Below are 16,116 nucleotides of genomic sequence, written 5' to 3' on the forward strand. Positions count from 1 at the left end.
TTTTTTGCCTTTGGGAAGAGTGTAGACCTTAAGCGGGGGACGGGATCTTCTTTCAGACTTATGGCATAATACGCGGTTTGTCATATATCTTTTCAGGATACGCCTGTGTTAGTTTCCAGTAACGTCACCATGCAGTTCGGCAGTAAGCCGTTGTTTGAAAACATTTCCGTCAAATTTGGCGGCGGCAACCGTTACGGCCTGATTGGCGCGAACGGTAGTGGTAAATCCACCTTTATGAAAATCCTCGGCGGCGACCTTGAGCCGACGCTGGGCAACGTTTCCCTCGATCCGAATGAGCGCATTGGTAAGCTGCGCCAGGATCAATTTGCCTTTGAAGAGTACACCGTGCTGGATACGGTGATCATGGGGCATAGAGAGTTGTGGGAAGTGAAGCAAGAGCGCGACCGCATCTATGCTTTGCCGGAAATGAGCGAAGAAGATGGCTACAAAGTGGCCGATCTGGAAGTGAAATACGGCGAAATGGACGGTTACTCTGCAGAATCGCGTGCGGGGGAATTGTTGCTTGGCGTCGGTATTCCACTGGAACAACACTACGGCCCGATGAGTGAAGTTGCTCCTGGCTGGAAACTGCGTGTGCTGCTGGCGCAGGCGCTGTTTGCTGACCCGGACATTCTCCTGCTCGACGAACCGACCAACAACCTGGACATCGACACCATTCGCTGGCTGGAGCAGGTGCTGAACGAGCGTGACAGCACTATGATCATCATTTCGCACGACCGTCACTTCCTCAACATGGTTTGTACTCACATGGCGGATCTGGACTACGGCGAACTGCGCGTTTATCCGGGCAACTACGATGAGTACATGACGGCCGCGACCCAGGCGCGTGAACGTCTGCTGGCTGATAACGCCAAGAAGAAAGCGCAGATTGCTGAGCTGCAATCCTTCGTTAGCCGCTTTAGCGCCAACGCCTCGAAATCTCGCCAGGCGACTTCACGCGCGCGTCAGATTGATAAAATCAAACTGGAAGAGGTGAAAGCCTCCAGCCGTCAGAACCCGTTCATTCGTTTTGAACAGGATAAGAAACTGTTCCGTAACGCGCTGGAAGTGGAAGGTCTGACTAAAGGTTTTGATAACGGTCCGCTGTTTAAAAATCTCAACCTGCTGCTGGAAGTCGGTGAAAAACTGGCGGTATTGGGTACCAACGGCGTCGGTAAATCGACCCTGTTGAAAACGTTGGTGGGCGATCTGCAACCGGACAGCGGCACCGTAAAATGGTCTGAGAACGCGCGCATTGGTTACTATGCCCAGGACCACGAATATGAGTTCGAAAATGATCTGACCGTGTTCGAATGGATGAGTCAGTGGAAGCAAGAAGGCGATGATGAGCAGGCGGTACGCAGCATTCTTGGTCGTTTACTGTTCAGCCAGGACGACATCAAAAAGCCTGCGAAAGTGCTTTCCGGTGGGGAAAAAGGGCGGATGCTGTTTGGTAAGTTAATGATGCAGAAACCGAACATTCTGATCATGGACGAACCGACCAACCACCTGGATATGGAATCCATCGAGTCACTGAACATGGCGCTGGAACTGTATCAGGGTACGCTGATCTTTGTTTCTCACGACCGTGAGTTTGTAAGCTCCCTGGCAACCCGCATTCTGGAAATCACCCCGGAACGCGTGATCGACTTTAGCGGTAATTACGAAGATTATCTGCGTAGCAGAGGGATCGAGTAAGTTATTGCCCGTCACCCCGATACAGTCGGGGTGACGGCTGCTGAGGACAAACGCAAGATTGCCTGATGCGCTACGCTTATCAGGCCTACGCAGTCCCTGCAATATATTGAATCTGCAAGACTTTGTAGGCCGCATTCGGCATGAACAAAGCGCACTTTGTCAGCAATCTGAGCAACATCGAACCTACTTCCTTAACCTCACTTCCAATAATCCATCAACTCTTACACGTCCATGCCCAGTGCGCGCTTACCGTGAATGTTCAGATCATCCAGTGTAAAGCGGCCTTCCCAGTTTGCTTCATAATCTTCCCGCGGGAAGTCGCCCGGTGATGCGCCTTTTTCCAGCGCCATTTTGACTTTGTGTGCATAAGCTCGATTTTTCTCGCACATTGGCGCAGCAGGGATATACATCACGTTGCCCCACCCCTGTTGATTGTCTACTGGCGCGACGGAGTGAATCACATCGCAGTGCCACCAGACGGAATCCCCTGCTGTTATCGCGGGAATGGATGTCAGCGCTTTAATCAGTAGCGGATGCCATTTCTCTGAAATGGGCAGAACTTTGCCAGGTGCAACCCCGCACAGTTCATCGTCCGGTACGTCATCCAGCAGCGGGCGCAATAAAACATACGCCATCGCTTCCGGGATAGGCACCACATGCAACAATCCCTGACCCGATAACATATCAGAGAGCGCAGTCCAGCCTTGAAACGTGCGGAACACTGAACATTTGGTCGTGTTATCCACCGTGTACTCTTCGACATCGGTCCGGTGTGCAGCATCCCAGGGATCGTAATCATCGAAATTACCATTGAACACATTGGCAAAAACGCGCTGATAAGCGGGCAATAACCACCGTTCCAGCGCACCAGAATCGGTATGCGCGCCAAGACCTTTAGATGTAGTGCCTGGAGGACGGCGACGGATCCTGTCCGGGTAAATCACACTGATATCAGGATCAAACCACTGCTTGCCGTTGCTTTCAGACTTCCACAGGCGGTTCAGGAAAGATTGCACAGCAGCCATATTTTCGCTCTGCCGCGCCTGCATCTGTGCTTGTGACCAGTAAATGGGATAGATTTCGGGACGAGAAGCCTCCAGTGAGCCGAAAAAACTGTCGCCAGGGCCTTTATAAACATCATCAAAATGATTGATATCGAGATAATCGAGCATGGCACGATCCCACGCCAGCGCCTGCTCGCGAGGGAAATGACCTTTTATTACTGCACAGCCGCGACGTTTAATTTCATTGCGAGTGACATCGCTTACTGTACTTGCGGCAATATCGCTATAAGAAACTTCCGGCCAAACCGGCAGCCCTTGCGCTTTTAGGGCATCGATTTCAGCAACACGCGTTTCGATTTTTGCAGAGAGTGTATCGAAAACCTGTTGTACATCACCGAGCTGTTCCCGCAGCGCAGCTTTCATTTCTCGGATAGCCGCTTTCGCATCTGTGGGCAGCGTCTCACAGGAAAAAGTCATATCAACCTCTCATCTTTCGTTCGAAAGTAAAATGATTACGATTGATACTTTAAGTTAAAAATAAGTTAACGCAAGATAAAGATCTTGAGTCACTGCACAAAGCGAGCAAAAAGGCGAGAGGCCGAAGTGGTCACTCCGGCCCGGGGAAAATCAACGATTGAAAGGAGCGATGTTATCCAGCACCGCCTGAATTACATTCAGCGCGCCTTCATGATTATTGTCATCCGTAGCGTAATGAGCGATTTGTTTAATATTTTCAGCAGCATTGCCCATTGCAAAAGAGTAATGCGCCATTTTTAACATTTCGGCGTCGTTACCGCTGTCACCAATTGCCACTACATTTTGCGGCGACAAATCCCAGCGTTTTATCAACCGTGAAATACCGTTCGCTTTATGCAGGCCAGGTATAATCAGGTCAATAAACCCAAAACCACTGGTCACCGGTTTCATAATGCCGTCGAGTGCAATGTGCAGTTTGTCTATCACCTGTGGGATCTGTTCATCCGGCAGGTTCAGAGAAAACTTGAACAGTACGTCGTCAATGTCCTGGTAATCCTTTACAGGTTTCAGGCGATGGTAGTGTTTTGCCATCAATGCAACGAATGATTCCGGGGCATTTTCACTGATGTATGCACTTTGCAGACCGCAGGCAACAAAATTCAGTTGTTTATCTTTCAACAACTCGCCAATAACAATCTGCGATTCATGTCGGGTCAGTTCGCCGTGAAAAAGCTGCTTGCCGTGTTCGTAAACCAGAGCGCCGTTTTCTGCAACAAAAGAGATTTCATCTTTTAGCTCAGGGAAGAAGGAAATGAGCTGGTAATACTGGTTACCGCTGGCGACAACGAACTCAATATCGCGCTTTTTCAGTTCCTGATACTGCGCCATAAAACGCTCATGATTGTACGTTTTGGCGTCGTTTAGAAAAGTACCGTCCATGTCTGTGACGATAACTTTTACGCTCATAGAAGTGCTCCTGGCAATGAATGCAAACCGCCACAGTGTAATAACAATGTGACGCAGGGCACAAATTTATTTCGAATGTAATTGAGCGAGAAATTGATAGCGTGAATGATATGGCCCGGCGACGGTGGCCGCCGGGCGGAAGAGTTACAGCATATGTTCGGTACGGGCGATGATATCGTCCTGTGCGTCTGGAGAGAGCGCGGTGAAGAAGGCGGAATAGCCCGCGACACGCACCACCAGATCGCGGTATTGATCCGGATGTTTTTTCGCTTCCAGCAATGTTTCGCGGGAAACGATGTTGTACTGAATGTGCCAGCCTTTATGCACTTCGAAGAAGGTGCGCAGCAGGATCATCAGTTTCTGCTTGTCAGATTCGTTCTCCAGCGTCGCCGGATTCAGTTTCTGGTTGAGCAACACACCGCCGAGAATCGCTGCGGTAGGCAGTTTACCCACCGAGCCAATGACCGCCGTTGGGCCGAGATGGTCGGTACCGGAGGCCGGGCTTGCGCCTTCTGCCAGCGGGGTATGCGCTTTACGTCCGTCCGGCGTTGCCATAGTTTGCGCGCCGAATGGTACGTTGGCGGAAATAGATGATGTACCTGCGTAATAATTGCCGCCAACCGGACCACGACCGTAGCGCGGGTTATGGTACTGCTTCAGTTCGTCGATATAGGTCTGATAAGCACGAGCCAGCAGCGTATCGACGGTATCATCGTCGTTGCCGTACTTCGGCGCGCCGTTAATCAGACGCTGACGCAGCTGCTCGTGAGTCAGACCGTCGAAGTCTTCCGCCAGTGCGGCAGCCAGTTGTTGCTGACCAATCGCGCCCTGTTCAAATACCAGTTTCTTCACTGCCGCCAGGCTGTTGCCGAGGTTAGCAATACCGACCTGTAAGCCAGATACCCAGTCATATTTCGCGCCGCCTTGCTTGATACTTTTCGCTCGCTCAATACAGTCATCCACCAGCGCCGAGCAGAGAATATCGTGCACGTTCTCTTCCAGCATGGTGTCGACGACATATTCGATTTCGATCGATTTACGGGTGTAGTAACGGATTTGCGTATCCCACGCGTCCATGACTTCATCGAAGTTGTTGAAGTTACCCGCTGACAACGCTTTTTCTTGTGGCAGGAACACTTTGCCGCTGGTGGCATCACGACCACCTTCCAGCGCCGCCAGCATTACGCGGGCGAAGTTGATAAAGCTCATGCCGGTGCAGCGATAGCCCCATTTACCGCCGACTGCGGTTTCGATACAACCAATCGCTGCGTAGTCGTAAGCGTCCTGCGGTTCAATACCGAGTTTAATAAATTCCGGGATGACGATTTCGTCGTTGTTGAACGCGGGCATCCCGAAGCCGCAGCGGATCACCTGCACACAGGCATCGAGGAAATCGTTGCTCATTCCCGCATGGTAGCGCACGCTGAGGTTAGGCTGAGTCGAACGCAGGCGACCGCAGGATTCGAGGATCGCGTAAGAGAGTGGATTCACCGCGTCTATCGGCTGACCATCAACCAGATTTTGCCCGCCAATGGTGACGTTCTGATACAGCGGACTTCCCGCAGAGGCTTTTGAGTGCGAGCCGGAGCGGATCTTGTTCACTTCCAGCAGTTTCAGCCAGCAGCTATGCAGCATCTCGATAGCGTGTTCGCGATCCAGCGTCTGGTTGAGTTCAACGTCGCGGCGATAGTACGGATAGAGATACTGATCCATACGACCAAACGACACCGAGTGACCGTTAGATTCGATCTGCAAAATCAACTGGATGAAGTAACACAGTTGCAGCGCCTGCCAGAAAGTCTGTGGCGGCTGGTGGGCGATGATGTCGCAGTTTTCTGCCATCGCCAGCAGTTCATCACGACGACTTTCGCGAGATTCGGTCGCGGCCATTTCACGCGCCAGGGCAGCGAAACGTTCAATGTGTTCACTGACTGCCACCAGTACGATATCAATCGCTTTCAGGAACTGCTCGCCGTGCAAATCTTCCAGCACTGTCAGGTTGATGCGCGAGCGACGCTCTGCCACTTTCTCGCGCAGACCATCAAGACCTTTTTCCAGCAGCAGCGGGAAATTCACCGCCAGGTGCGCATCGCCGGAGGTCATATTGCCCTCCGCTTTAATGATGCCGGTCGCCAGCAGGCCTTTTTGCTCATCGGTAAACATGCCATAGCAGCGATCCTGTACGGTCTGACCGCGCCACCATGGGCACACTTCATGCAGAACACGTTTGTTCTCTTCGCTGACCGCAAAACCAGCACCCGGACGATCCGCCAGATCATCAATCTCTTTTTCGATCCAGGAGACGGTATATTCCGGGAAGATCGGCGCGGCACGGACTTCACTGGCCTGGTTGCCGATGATTAACTCATCGTGTTTGATCCAGATGGTGCGATTAGCCAGGTGGTGCGCCAGCGCCAGCGCGCGACGTACCGGGATTGGCTTGTCGAGATGTTGTTGATACATCTCAGTATAGTGCTGTGCGCGCTCGGTACAGACCGGCGGTTTCACAATATGCACCAGCGCATTTTTGTGCGCTTTAATGCGGTCGCTGAGCGTGTCCAGTTTCAGTGTTGTCATGATTGTTATCCTCGTAAGGTCGCGGTTAACCCTTTCTGGCAGGCATACTGCTGGGCAAAGTCGAGCAGTTCTGGCGCATCAAGCGGTTTTTCCGGGGCGTCATAGGGCAGATTAAGTAAGTGATATTTGTTGATGCCCAGCGTGTGGTAGGGCAAGAAATGGATTTCGTTAACGTGCAGTTCACTGGCGGCAAAATCGGTAATGGCTTTTACAGAGGTTTCGTCGGCATTAAAGCCCTGAATCAGCGGCACGCGAATGATGATTTTTTTGCCCGCTGCGGCGAGTTTTTTCAGGTTATCCAGCACTCTGGCGGCGCTGCCGTCGGTCCACTGTTTAAACGGCGCGTCGGCAACGTGTTTTAAATCGGCAAGAAACAGATCGATATACGGCAGAGAAGGGGCGATGTATTTCCACGGCACATGCAGACAGGTTTCTACCGCAGTATGAATACCGGCCTCGTGGCTGGCTTGCAGCAGCGCCGTCGCCATTTCCGGCTGCATAAACGGCTCACCACCGGAAAGCGTTAAGCCGCCGCCGCTGCGATCGTAAAACGGTTTATCGCGCAGAACGGTCGCCATGATCTCCTCAACGCTTTTCACTTCACCACACACGGTTAATGCCTGAGTCGGACAGCAGTCGGTCAGCGCCGTCAGATGTTCAGGCGTTAACTTTTCCCTGTGAATGAGTAAACCATTCAGCGCGCGCTCAATCACTTCCGGCGCGGTTTTTGAGCATAGTTCGCAGCCTTCCAGGCACAGACGCGCGTCATATAGCAGGTCCTGCGTGCGGGCGCGGCTTTCCGGGTTCTGACACCAGCGGCAGCCCAGCGAGCACCCCTTAAGGAAAACTACCGTGCGGATACCGGGACCGTCGTGGGTCGAATAGCGCTGAATGTTGAAAATCATAGATGTCCCTCTTTTTCGTTCAAACATTAAAATACTTTCGAATGAAAGTTAGATTGATGTACATCAACTGTTCAGAGGGTTTTTTCGTGATAGTCTGATTTCATACAAAAGTAGATTTAGAGGATGACTATGGAACTGTATCTGGATACTTCAGACGTCGCCGCAGTGAAGACGCTGGCTCGTATTTTTCCGTTGGCGGGTGTGACCACTAACCCAAGTATTGTGGCGGCAGGTAAGAAGCCTCTGGAAGTTTTACTTCCTGAGTTACATGAGGCGATGGGCGGACAGGGGCGTTTGTTTGCCCAGGTCATGTCTACTACTGCTGAAGGTATGGTGAACGATGCCCGTAAACTGCGTTCTATTATTGCGGATATCGTGGTTAAAGTACCTGTGACTGCCGAGGGGTTGGCAGCGATTAAGCTATTAAAAGCGGAAGGTATTCCGACGCTGGGTACGGCGGTGTATGGCGCGGCGCAAGGGCTGCTGTCGGCGCTGGCGGGGGCAGAGTATGTTGCGCCTTACGTCAACCGAATTGATGCTCAGGGCGGAAGTGGCATTCAGACGGTGACCGACTTACACCAGTTACTGAAAATGCATGCGCCACAGGCGAAAGTGCTGGCAGCCAGTTTCAAAACCCCGCGTCAGGCGCTGGACTGCTTACTGGCAGGATGCGAATCAATCACACTGCCGCTGGATGTCGCGCAACAGATGATTAGCTATCCGGCAGTTGATGCCGCAGTGGCGAAGTTTGAGCAGGACTGGCAGGGGGCGTTTGGCAGAACGTCGATTTAACAGGGCGCTTGTCATCCTCATAAATTGCTGATGACGTGGCAGAGTGCACCGATGCCTGCCGCGTCTTATCAGGCCTGGAAATGTGTACCCGAACCGTAGGCCAGATAAGGCGTTCACGCCGCATCTGGCGTCAGGAGCAAATGCCTGATGCGACGCTTGCCGCATCTTATCAGGCCCGGAGCTGGCAATTAATGCCCGCACACCTCACACCCCGGATTACGCATCAGTTTCATTTCGCGAAACTGACAGGTCATCGCATCGTACATTACGATTTTCCCGCTGGCAGGTTTGCCATAACCTGCCAGCAGTTTGATCGCTTCCATTGCCTGCAACGAACCAATCACCCCAATCAACGGTGCCATTACGCCTGCTTCCACGCAGGTTAGCGCGTTCTCGCCAAACAAACGGCTAAGGCAGCGATAGCACGGCTCACCGTCCTGATAAGTAAAGACCGTGATTTGCCCTTCCATACGAATTGCCGCGCCGGAAACCAGCGGCACCTTCGCGGCAAAACAGCCCGCGTTCAGTTGATTACGTACCGCAACGTTATCCGTACAGTCGAGCACCAGATTGTGTTCAGCAATCAACGCAGCCAGTTCAGCGTCATCAAGCAACGCGTTTACCGGCGTAATCGCGATATGTGGATTGATCCGCGCCAGTGCGTCACGGGCTGATTCTACCTTCGGTTGCCCGACCGTGGCATCACTGTGCAGCGTCTGGCGCTGTAAATTTGAGAGCGAAACCGTGTCGAAGTCGAGCAGCGTCAGGTTGCCGACACCGGCGCTTGCCAGATATTGCGAGGCCGCACAGCCGAGGCCGCCCAGGCCAACTACCAGCACGCGGGAATCTTTCAATGCTTCCTGACCGTCAAAATCAAAACCCCGCAGGATGATTTGCCGATTGTAGCGCAGCATCTCCTGATCGCTGAGTTCCGCCATTACAGGCCTCCGAACAACGCGTTAAATGGCTCGACTTCCACCCATTCGCCCGCTTCAACATTGCCGCGATCGCGCTCCAGCACGATAAAGCAGTTGCCGAGGCTAAAGGAGCTAAATATATGTGAACCCTGATGCCCGGTGGTCGTGACTTCCAGCTCGCCGTCGGCGTTGCGTTGCAGCACGCCGCGCTGGAAATCAAGACGTCCAGGGGATTTCTTCAGACGCGATGCCGTGCGTACGCGCTGGCGCGCGGGCAGGCCACTGGCGGTATTGCCGCTTAATTTGGCCAGCAAAGGTTGTACCAATTGATAGAAGGTCAGCGTCGCAGAAACCGGATTGCCTGGCAGGCCGCAGAACCAGCTATTAGAGAGTTTACCAAACGCGAACGGTTTGCCCGGTTTAATCGCCAGTTTCCAGAAAGCAATTTCGCCCAGTTCTTCGAGAATGGTTTTGGTGTAATCCGCCTCACCAACCGAAACACCACCGGAACTGATCACCACATCCGCCTGGCTGTCGGCTTCAATAAATGCGGCGCGCAGGGCATGTGGATCGTCGCGAATAATCCCTAAGTTGATTACTTCACAACCCAGCTGTTCTAACATCAAATGCACCGCGAGGCGGTTGGTATCGTAAATTTGCCCATCGCCCAGAGGCTGACCGGGTAACTGCAACTCATCACCCGTGGAAAATAGCGCCACTCGCACTTTACGAATCACCGGAGCTTCGGCAATCCCTAGCGAAGCAATCACTGGCAGTTCAGCGGTAGTCAGGCGAGTCCCCGCCGGGAAAACAACCGCGCCCGCAGAGATATCTTCACCGCGACGGCGAATATTTTGCCCGCTACGCACTTCAGCAGTAAAACGTACGCCATTGTCCGTTAGCTCAGTCTGTTCCTGCATCACCACCGCTTCGCAGCCTTCCGGTACTGGTGCGCCAGTCATAATGCGGATGCAGGTGCCAGCGGGCCACTCGCCATGATAAGGCTGACCGGCAAACGACTTCCCGGCAACGGGCAGCGGTTGTCCGGAGGTGATATCGGCCAAACGTACCGCGTAACCGTCCATTGCGGAGTTATCAAACCCTGGGACATCCAGCGGCGAAACCACATCGCTCGCCAGAATACGGCCAAAACACTGTACCAGTGGCAGCGTTTCCTGGGCGGTCAGTGGGGTAACGCGAGAAAGCATCTCATTAAGCGCGGTGTCGAGCGACATCAATCCGGTGGTAAATTCCATGAAAACACTCCTGCGGAGGCAAAATCGAATTTGCCTATTATGTCAGAAAAACGCCACAGACTGTATGCCACCTCGGTCGTAGAGCAGACACTCGCCTTTACATGCCATATACATCTTTCTATATTCAAAAATTGAATGAGTAATTCATAAAAATTCTGATATTTATAGCAAAAGTGGCGAGCCACCCTTAATGGACGAAGACTATGGGCAAAGCAGTCATTGCAATCCACGGCGGCGCAGGCGCAATTAGCCGCGCACAGATGAGTCTGCAACAGGAATTACGCTACATTGAGGCGCTGTCTGCCATTGTTGAAACCGGACAGCAAATGCTCGAAGCGGGTGAAAGCGCGCTGGATGTGGTGACAGAAGCGGTGCGCTTGCTGGAAGAGTGTCTGCTCTTTAACGCCGGAATTGGCGCCGTCTTTACGCGTGATGAAACGCATGAACTGGACGCCTGCGTGATGGATGGCAACACACTGAAAGCGGGGGCGGTGGCGGGCATTAGCCATCTGCGCAACCCAATTCTTGCCGCTCGTCTGGTGATGGAGCAAAGCCCGCATGTGATGATGATTGGTGAGGGGGCGGAAAACTTTGCTTTTTCTCATGGCATGGAGCGCGTCTCGCCGGAGATTTTCTCCACGCCGTTGCGTTATGAACAACTACTGGCAGCGCGCGAGGAAGGGGCAACAGTCCTCGACCATAGCGGCGCTCCGCTGGATGAAAAACAAAAAATGGGCACCGTGGGGGCCGTGGCTTTGGATTTACACGGCAATCTGGCGGCAGCCACGTCCACGGGCGGAATGACCAATAAATTACCCGGACGAGTGGGCGATAGTCCCTTAGTGGGTGCCGGATGCTACGCCAATAACGCCAGTGTGGCGGTTTCTTGTACCGGTACGGGCGAAGTCTTCATCCGCGCGCTGGCGGCGTATGACATCGGCGCGTTAATGGATTATGGCGGTCTAAGCCTCGCGGAAGCCTGCGAGCGGGTGGTGATGGAAAAACTCCCTGTGCTTGGCGGCAGCGGTGGCTTAATCGCTATCGACCACGAAGGTAACGTCGCACTACCGTTTAACACCGAAGGAATGTATCGCGCCTGGGGCTACGCAGGCGATACACCAACCACTGGTATCTACCGCGAAAAAGGGGACACCGTTGCCACACAGTGATGAACTTGATGCCGGTGATGTCCTGGCGGTCGATAATCTCAACATTGCCTTTATGCAGGACCAGCAGAAAGTGGCTGCGGTGCGCAATCTTTCTTTTCGGCTGCGACGCGGTGAGACGCTGGCCATTGTCGGGGAATCCGGCTCCGGTAAATCTGTCACAGCACTGGCATTGATGCGTCTATTGGAACAAGCAGGCGGTTTAGTGCAGTGCGATCAAATGCTATTGCGGCGGCGCAGTCGTGAAGTGATTGAGCTTAACGAGCAGAGTGCCAGGCAAATACAGCATGTGCGCGGCGCAGATATCGCGATGATTTTTCAGGAGCCGATGACCTCGCTGAATCCGGTATTTACTGTGGGTGAGCAGATTGCCGAGTCTATCCGTTTGCATCAAAACGCCAGTCGTGAACAGGCGATGGTAGAGGCGAAGCGGATGCTGGATCAGGTTCGCATCCCGGAAGCCCAAACCATTCTTTCGCGTTATCCGCATCAACTCTCCGGCGGGATGCGCCAGCGAGTGATGATTGCAATGGCGCTGTCATGTCGCCCGGCGGTGCTGATTGCGGATGAACCGACCACCGCACTGGATGTCACCATTCAGGCGCAGATCCTGCAATTAATCAAAGTATTGCAAAAAGAGATGTCGATGGGCGTCATCTTTATCACTCACGACATGGGCGTGGTGGCAGAGATTGCCGATCGGGTGCTGGTGATGTATCAGGGCGAAGCGGTCGAAACGGGCAGCGTTGAACAGATTTTTCATGCGCCACAGCATCCTTATACCCGCGCGCTGTTGGCTGCCGTGCCGCAGTTGGGGGCGATGAAAGGGCAAGATTATCCTCGCCGTTTCCCGCTGATATCGCTTGAACATCCGGCTAAACAGGAACGACCAGTCGAGCAGAAAACGGTGGTTGATGGCGACCCTGTTTTGCAGGTGCGTAATCTGGTGACCCGTTTCCCTTTACGTAGTGGCTTACTGAATCGCGTTACGCGAGAAGTGCATGCGGTTGAGAAGGTCAGTTTTGATCTCCGGCCGGGCGAAACGTTATCGCTGGTGGGAGAGTCCGGGAGCGGCAAATCAACCACCGGTAGGGCGTTGCTGCGTCTGGTTGAATCCCAGGGCGGCGAAATCATCTTCAAAGGGCAGCGAATCGATACCCTTTCACCTGGCAAACTTCAGGCATTGCGTCGCGACATCCAGTTTATTTTTCAGGATCCTTACGCCTCGCTGGATCCACGACAGACCATTGGTGATTCGATTGTCGAACCGCTGCGCGTACACGGTTTATTGCAAGGTAACGAAGCTGCTGCACGCGTTGCGTGGTTGCTGGAACGCGTTGGCCTGTTACCTGAACATGCGTGGCGTTACCCGCATGAGTTTTCCGGCGGTCAGCGTCAGCGCATCTGCATTGCTCGCGCGTTGGCATTGAATCCAAAAGTGATCATTGCCGATGAAGCCGTCTCGGCGCTGGATGTTTCTATCCGTGGGCAAATCATCAACTTGTTGCTCGATCTTCAGCGTGATTTTGGCATCGCCTTTCTGTTTATCTCCCACGATATGGCCGTTGTAGAGCGGATTAGTCATCGTGTGGCGGTGATGTATCTCGGGCAAATCGTTGAAATTGGTCCACGGCGTGCGGTCTTTGAAAATCCGCAGCACCCTTATACACGTAAATTACTGGCGGCAGTTCCGGTCGCAGAACCGTCCCGACTACGACCGCAGCGCGTGCTGCTGTCGGATGATCTTCCCAGCAATATTCATCTGCGTGGAGAAGAGGTTGCAGCCGTCTCGTTGCAATGCGTCGGACCGGGGCATTACGTCGCACAACCACAATCAGAGTACGCATTTTTGCGTAGATAACATTCAGGCGGAGAATAAAATGGCAAGAGCTGTACACCGTAGTGGGTTAGTGGCGCTGGGCATTGCCGCAGCGTTGATGGCACCTTGTGCATTCGCTGCCAAAGATGTGGTTGTGGCAGTGGGATCGAACTTCACTACGCTCGATCCGTATGACGCGAATGACACGTTATCTCAGGCTGTAGCGAAATCTTTTTATCAGGGGCTGTTCGGTCTGGATAAAGAGATGAAACTGAAAAACGTGCTGGCGGAGAGTTATACCGTTTCCGATGACGGCCTCACTTACACCGTGAAATTGCGCGAAGGGATTAAGTTCCAGGACGGCACCGACTTTAACGCCGCAGCCGTCAAAGCGAATCTGGACCGAGCCAGCGATCCGGCAAATCATCTAAAACGCTATAACTTGTACAAAAATATTGCCAAAACTGAAGCGGTCGATCCGACAACGGTGAAGATTACGCTCAAGCAACCGTTCTCCGCGTTTATTAACATCCTCGCTCACCCGGCGACCGCGATGATTTCACCGGCGGCGCTGGAAAAATATGGCAAGGAGATTGGTTTTCATCCGGTCGGAACTGGACCGTATGAACTGGATACCTGGAACCAGACCGATTTTGTGAAGGTTAAAAAATTCGCGGGTTACTGGCAGCCAGGCTTGCCCAAACTGGACAGCATCACCTGGCGTCCGGTGGCGGACAACAATACCCGCGCGGCAATGCTGCAAACCGGTGAAGCGCAGTTTGCTTTCCCCATCCCTTATGAACAAGCTGCGCTACTGGACAAGAACAAAAATATCGAGCTGATGGCCAGCCCGTCGATTATGCAGCGTTATATCAGTATGAACGTGACGCAGAAACCATTCGATAACCCAAAAGTGCGTGAGGCGCTGAATTACGCCATCAACCGTCAGGCACTGGTGAAAGTGGCCTTCGCGGGGTATGCAGTTCCTGCCACTGGTGTGGTGCCACCGAGTATTGCTTACGCGCAAAGTTATAAACCGTGGCCTTACGATCCGGCTAAAGCGCGCGAACTATTAAAAGAGGCGGGATATCCCAACGGTTTCAGTACCACATTGTGGTCATCACATAATCACAGTACCGCGCAGAAAGTGCTGCAATTTACCCAGCAACAGCTAGCGCAGGTGGGGATTAAAGCCCAGGTAACGGCGATGGATGCCGGGCAGCGGGCGGCAGAAGTTGAAGGTAAAGGGCAGAAAGAGAGCGGCGTGCGAATGTTCTATACTGGCTGGTCGGCCTCGACCGGTGAAGCTGACTGGGCGCTATCGCCGCTGTTCGCCTCGCAGAACTGGCCACCGACGCTGTTTAATACTGCGTTTTACAGCAATAAGCAGGTGGATGACGAGCTTGCCCAGGCGCTGAAAACCAACGATCCGGCGGAAAAGGCGCGCTTGTATAAGGCGGCGCAGGATACCATCTGGCAAGAGTCGCCGTGGATCCCGCTGGTGGTAGAAAAACTGGTGTCGGCACACAGCAAAAAACTGAGTGGTTTTTGGATTATGCCAGACACTGGCTTTAGCTTTGAAGATGCGGATTTGCAATAAGCAACGCAGGGAGAGGAATGCTTAATTACGTTATCAAACGCTTGCTGGGGCTGATTCCGACGCTGTTTATTGTCTCGGTGCTGGTGTTTTTGTTTGTCCATATGCTACCCGGCGACCCGGCGCGATTGATTGCCGGTCCAGAAGCCGATGCGCAGGTCATCGAACTGGTGCGTCAGCAACTGGGGCTGGATCAGCCGCTGTATCACCAGTTCTGGCACTATATCAGCAATGCCGTGCAGGGGGATTTTGGTCTGTCGATGGTGTCGCGTCGTCCGGTTGCCGAGGAGATCGCCAGCCGTTTCATGCCTACGCTGTGGTTGACCATTACCAGTATGACATGGGCGGTGCTGTTCGGCATGGCGGCGGGTATTATCGCCGCCGTCTGGCGTAACCGTTGGCCGGATCGATTAAGTATGACCATCGCGGTATCAGGGATTTCATTTCCGGCATTTGCGCTCGGAATACTGCTGATTCAGGTTTTCTCTGTTGAACTGGGCTGGTTGCCTACCGTAGGTGCAGACAGTTGGCAGCACTACATATTACCTTCTCTGACGCTCGGCGCGGCGGTGGCGGCAGTGATGGCGCGTTTTACCCGTGCCTCGTTTGTTGACGTTTTAAATGAAGATTATATGCGTACCGCGAGGGCGAAAGGGGTAAGCGAAACCTGGGTTGTCCTCAAGCATGGTTTACGCAACGCCATGATCCCTGTGGTCACCATGATGGGATTGCAGTTTGGCTTTTTGCTCGGTGGCTCTATCGTGGTGGAGAAAGTATTTAACTGGCCCGGACTTGGGCGTTTACTGGTCGATTCGGTAGAAATGCGTGATTACCCGGTGATTCAGGCAGAAATTCTGCTCTTCTCGCTGGAGTTTATTCTTATCAACTTAGTGGTGGATGTGCTTTACGCCGCCATTAACCCGGCTATCAGGTACAAGTAAG

12 protein-coding genes are annotated in these 16,116 nt (G+C 53.1%); 6 read left to right on the forward strand and 6 right to left on the reverse strand.

The features are described from left to right. Positions 1-105: 105 nt before the first annotated feature. Entirely contained in the window at positions 106-1,698 is a 1,593-nt protein-coding gene (locus tag D9736_RS09050; protein WP_130258167.1) for an ABC-F family ATPase, read from the forward strand. Positions 1,699-1,919: 221 nt separating this feature from the next. On the opposite strand, the gene D9736_RS09055 is transcribed toward D9736_RS09050, so the two are convergent. The 4 genes from D9736_RS09055 to D9736_RS09070 all read right to left on the reverse strand — a co-directional run bounded on the left by D9736_RS09055 (position 1,920) and on the right by D9736_RS09070 (position 7,627). Then, positions 1,920-3,179, reverse strand: coding sequence for a DUF1479 domain-containing protein (locus tag D9736_RS09055; RefSeq protein ID WP_130258168.1), 1,260 nt, complete (start codon positions 3,177-3,179; stop codon positions 1,920-1,922). A 150-nt stretch (positions 3,180-3,329) separates the two neighbouring features. Then, on the reverse strand, positions 3,330-4,145 hold the full coding sequence (ybiV, locus tag D9736_RS09060) for a sugar-phosphatase YbiV (RefSeq protein WP_130258169.1): 816 nt from the start codon (positions 4,143-4,145) through the stop codon (positions 3,330-3,332). Between the two features lie 144 nt (positions 4,146-4,289). Further along, a complete protein-coding gene (locus D9736_RS09065; RefSeq protein ID WP_130258170.1) occupies positions 4,290-6,722 on the reverse strand; it encodes a glycyl radical protein in 2,433 nt (810 codons plus the stop codon). A 5-nt stretch (positions 6,723-6,727) separates the two neighbouring features. Then, a complete protein-coding gene (locus D9736_RS09070; RefSeq protein WP_130258171.1) occupies positions 6,728-7,627 on the reverse strand; it encodes a glycyl-radical enzyme activating protein in 900 nt (299 codons plus the stop codon). 129 nt (positions 7,628-7,756) lie between these two features. On the opposite strand from D9736_RS09070, the gene fsa reads away from it, so the two are divergent. Continuing rightward, positions 7,757-8,419, forward strand: coding sequence for a fructose-6-phosphate aldolase (gene fsa / locus D9736_RS09075; protein ID WP_130258172.1), 663 nt, complete (start codon positions 7,757-7,759; stop codon positions 8,417-8,419). Positions 8,420-8,607: 188 nt separating this feature from the next. Here fsa and moeB read toward each other — a convergent pair whose 3' ends face one another. Then, on the reverse strand, positions 8,608-9,357 hold the full coding sequence (gene moeB, locus D9736_RS09080; RefSeq protein ID WP_130258173.1) for a molybdopterin-synthase adenylyltransferase MoeB: 750 nt from the start codon (positions 9,355-9,357) through the stop codon (positions 8,608-8,610). Beyond that, positions 9,357-10,592 (reverse strand): molybdopterin molybdotransferase MoeA, encoded by a 1,236-nt coding sequence (gene moeA / locus D9736_RS09085; RefSeq protein WP_130258174.1) that lies wholly within the window; start codon positions 10,590-10,592, stop codon positions 9,357-9,359. Before moeA ends, moeB begins: the two co-directional genes overlap by 1 nt. A 203-nt stretch (positions 10,593-10,795) precedes the next feature. Between moeA and iaaA the strand changes: the two genes are divergently transcribed. Genes iaaA through gsiC form a run of 4 tightly spaced genes read left to right on the forward strand, consistent with a single transcriptional unit; the run spans position 10,796 to position 16,115 of the window. Beyond that, positions 10,796-11,761 (forward strand): beta-aspartyl-peptidase, encoded by a 966-nt coding sequence (iaaA, locus tag D9736_RS09090; protein ID WP_130258175.1) that lies wholly within the window; start codon positions 10,796-10,798, stop codon positions 11,759-11,761. Beyond that, on the forward strand, positions 11,748-13,619 hold the full coding sequence (gene gsiA, locus D9736_RS09095) for a glutathione ABC transporter ATP-binding protein GsiA (RefSeq protein ID WP_130258176.1): 1,872 nt from the start codon (positions 11,748-11,750) through the stop codon (positions 13,617-13,619). Before iaaA ends, gsiA begins: the two co-directional genes overlap by 14 nt. A 19-nt stretch (positions 13,620-13,638) precedes the next feature. Continuing rightward, entirely contained in the window at positions 13,639-15,177 is a 1,539-nt protein-coding gene (gene gsiB / locus D9736_RS09100; RefSeq protein ID WP_130258177.1) for a glutathione ABC transporter substrate-binding protein GsiB, read from the forward strand. 17 nt (positions 15,178-15,194) lie between these two features. Then, positions 15,195-16,115 carry a glutathione ABC transporter permease GsiC gene (gsiC, locus tag D9736_RS09105; RefSeq protein ID WP_130214772.1) on the forward strand — a complete coding sequence of 307 codons (921 nt, stop codon included), beginning with the start codon at positions 15,195-15,197 and terminating at the stop codon, positions 16,113-16,115. The last annotated feature ends 1 nt before the right edge of the window (position 16,116 follow it).

Origin of the sequence: Escherichia sp. E10V10 (assembly GCF_004211985.1) — a bacterium.
Lineage (GTDB): Bacteria > Pseudomonadota > Gammaproteobacteria > Enterobacterales > Enterobacteriaceae > Escherichia.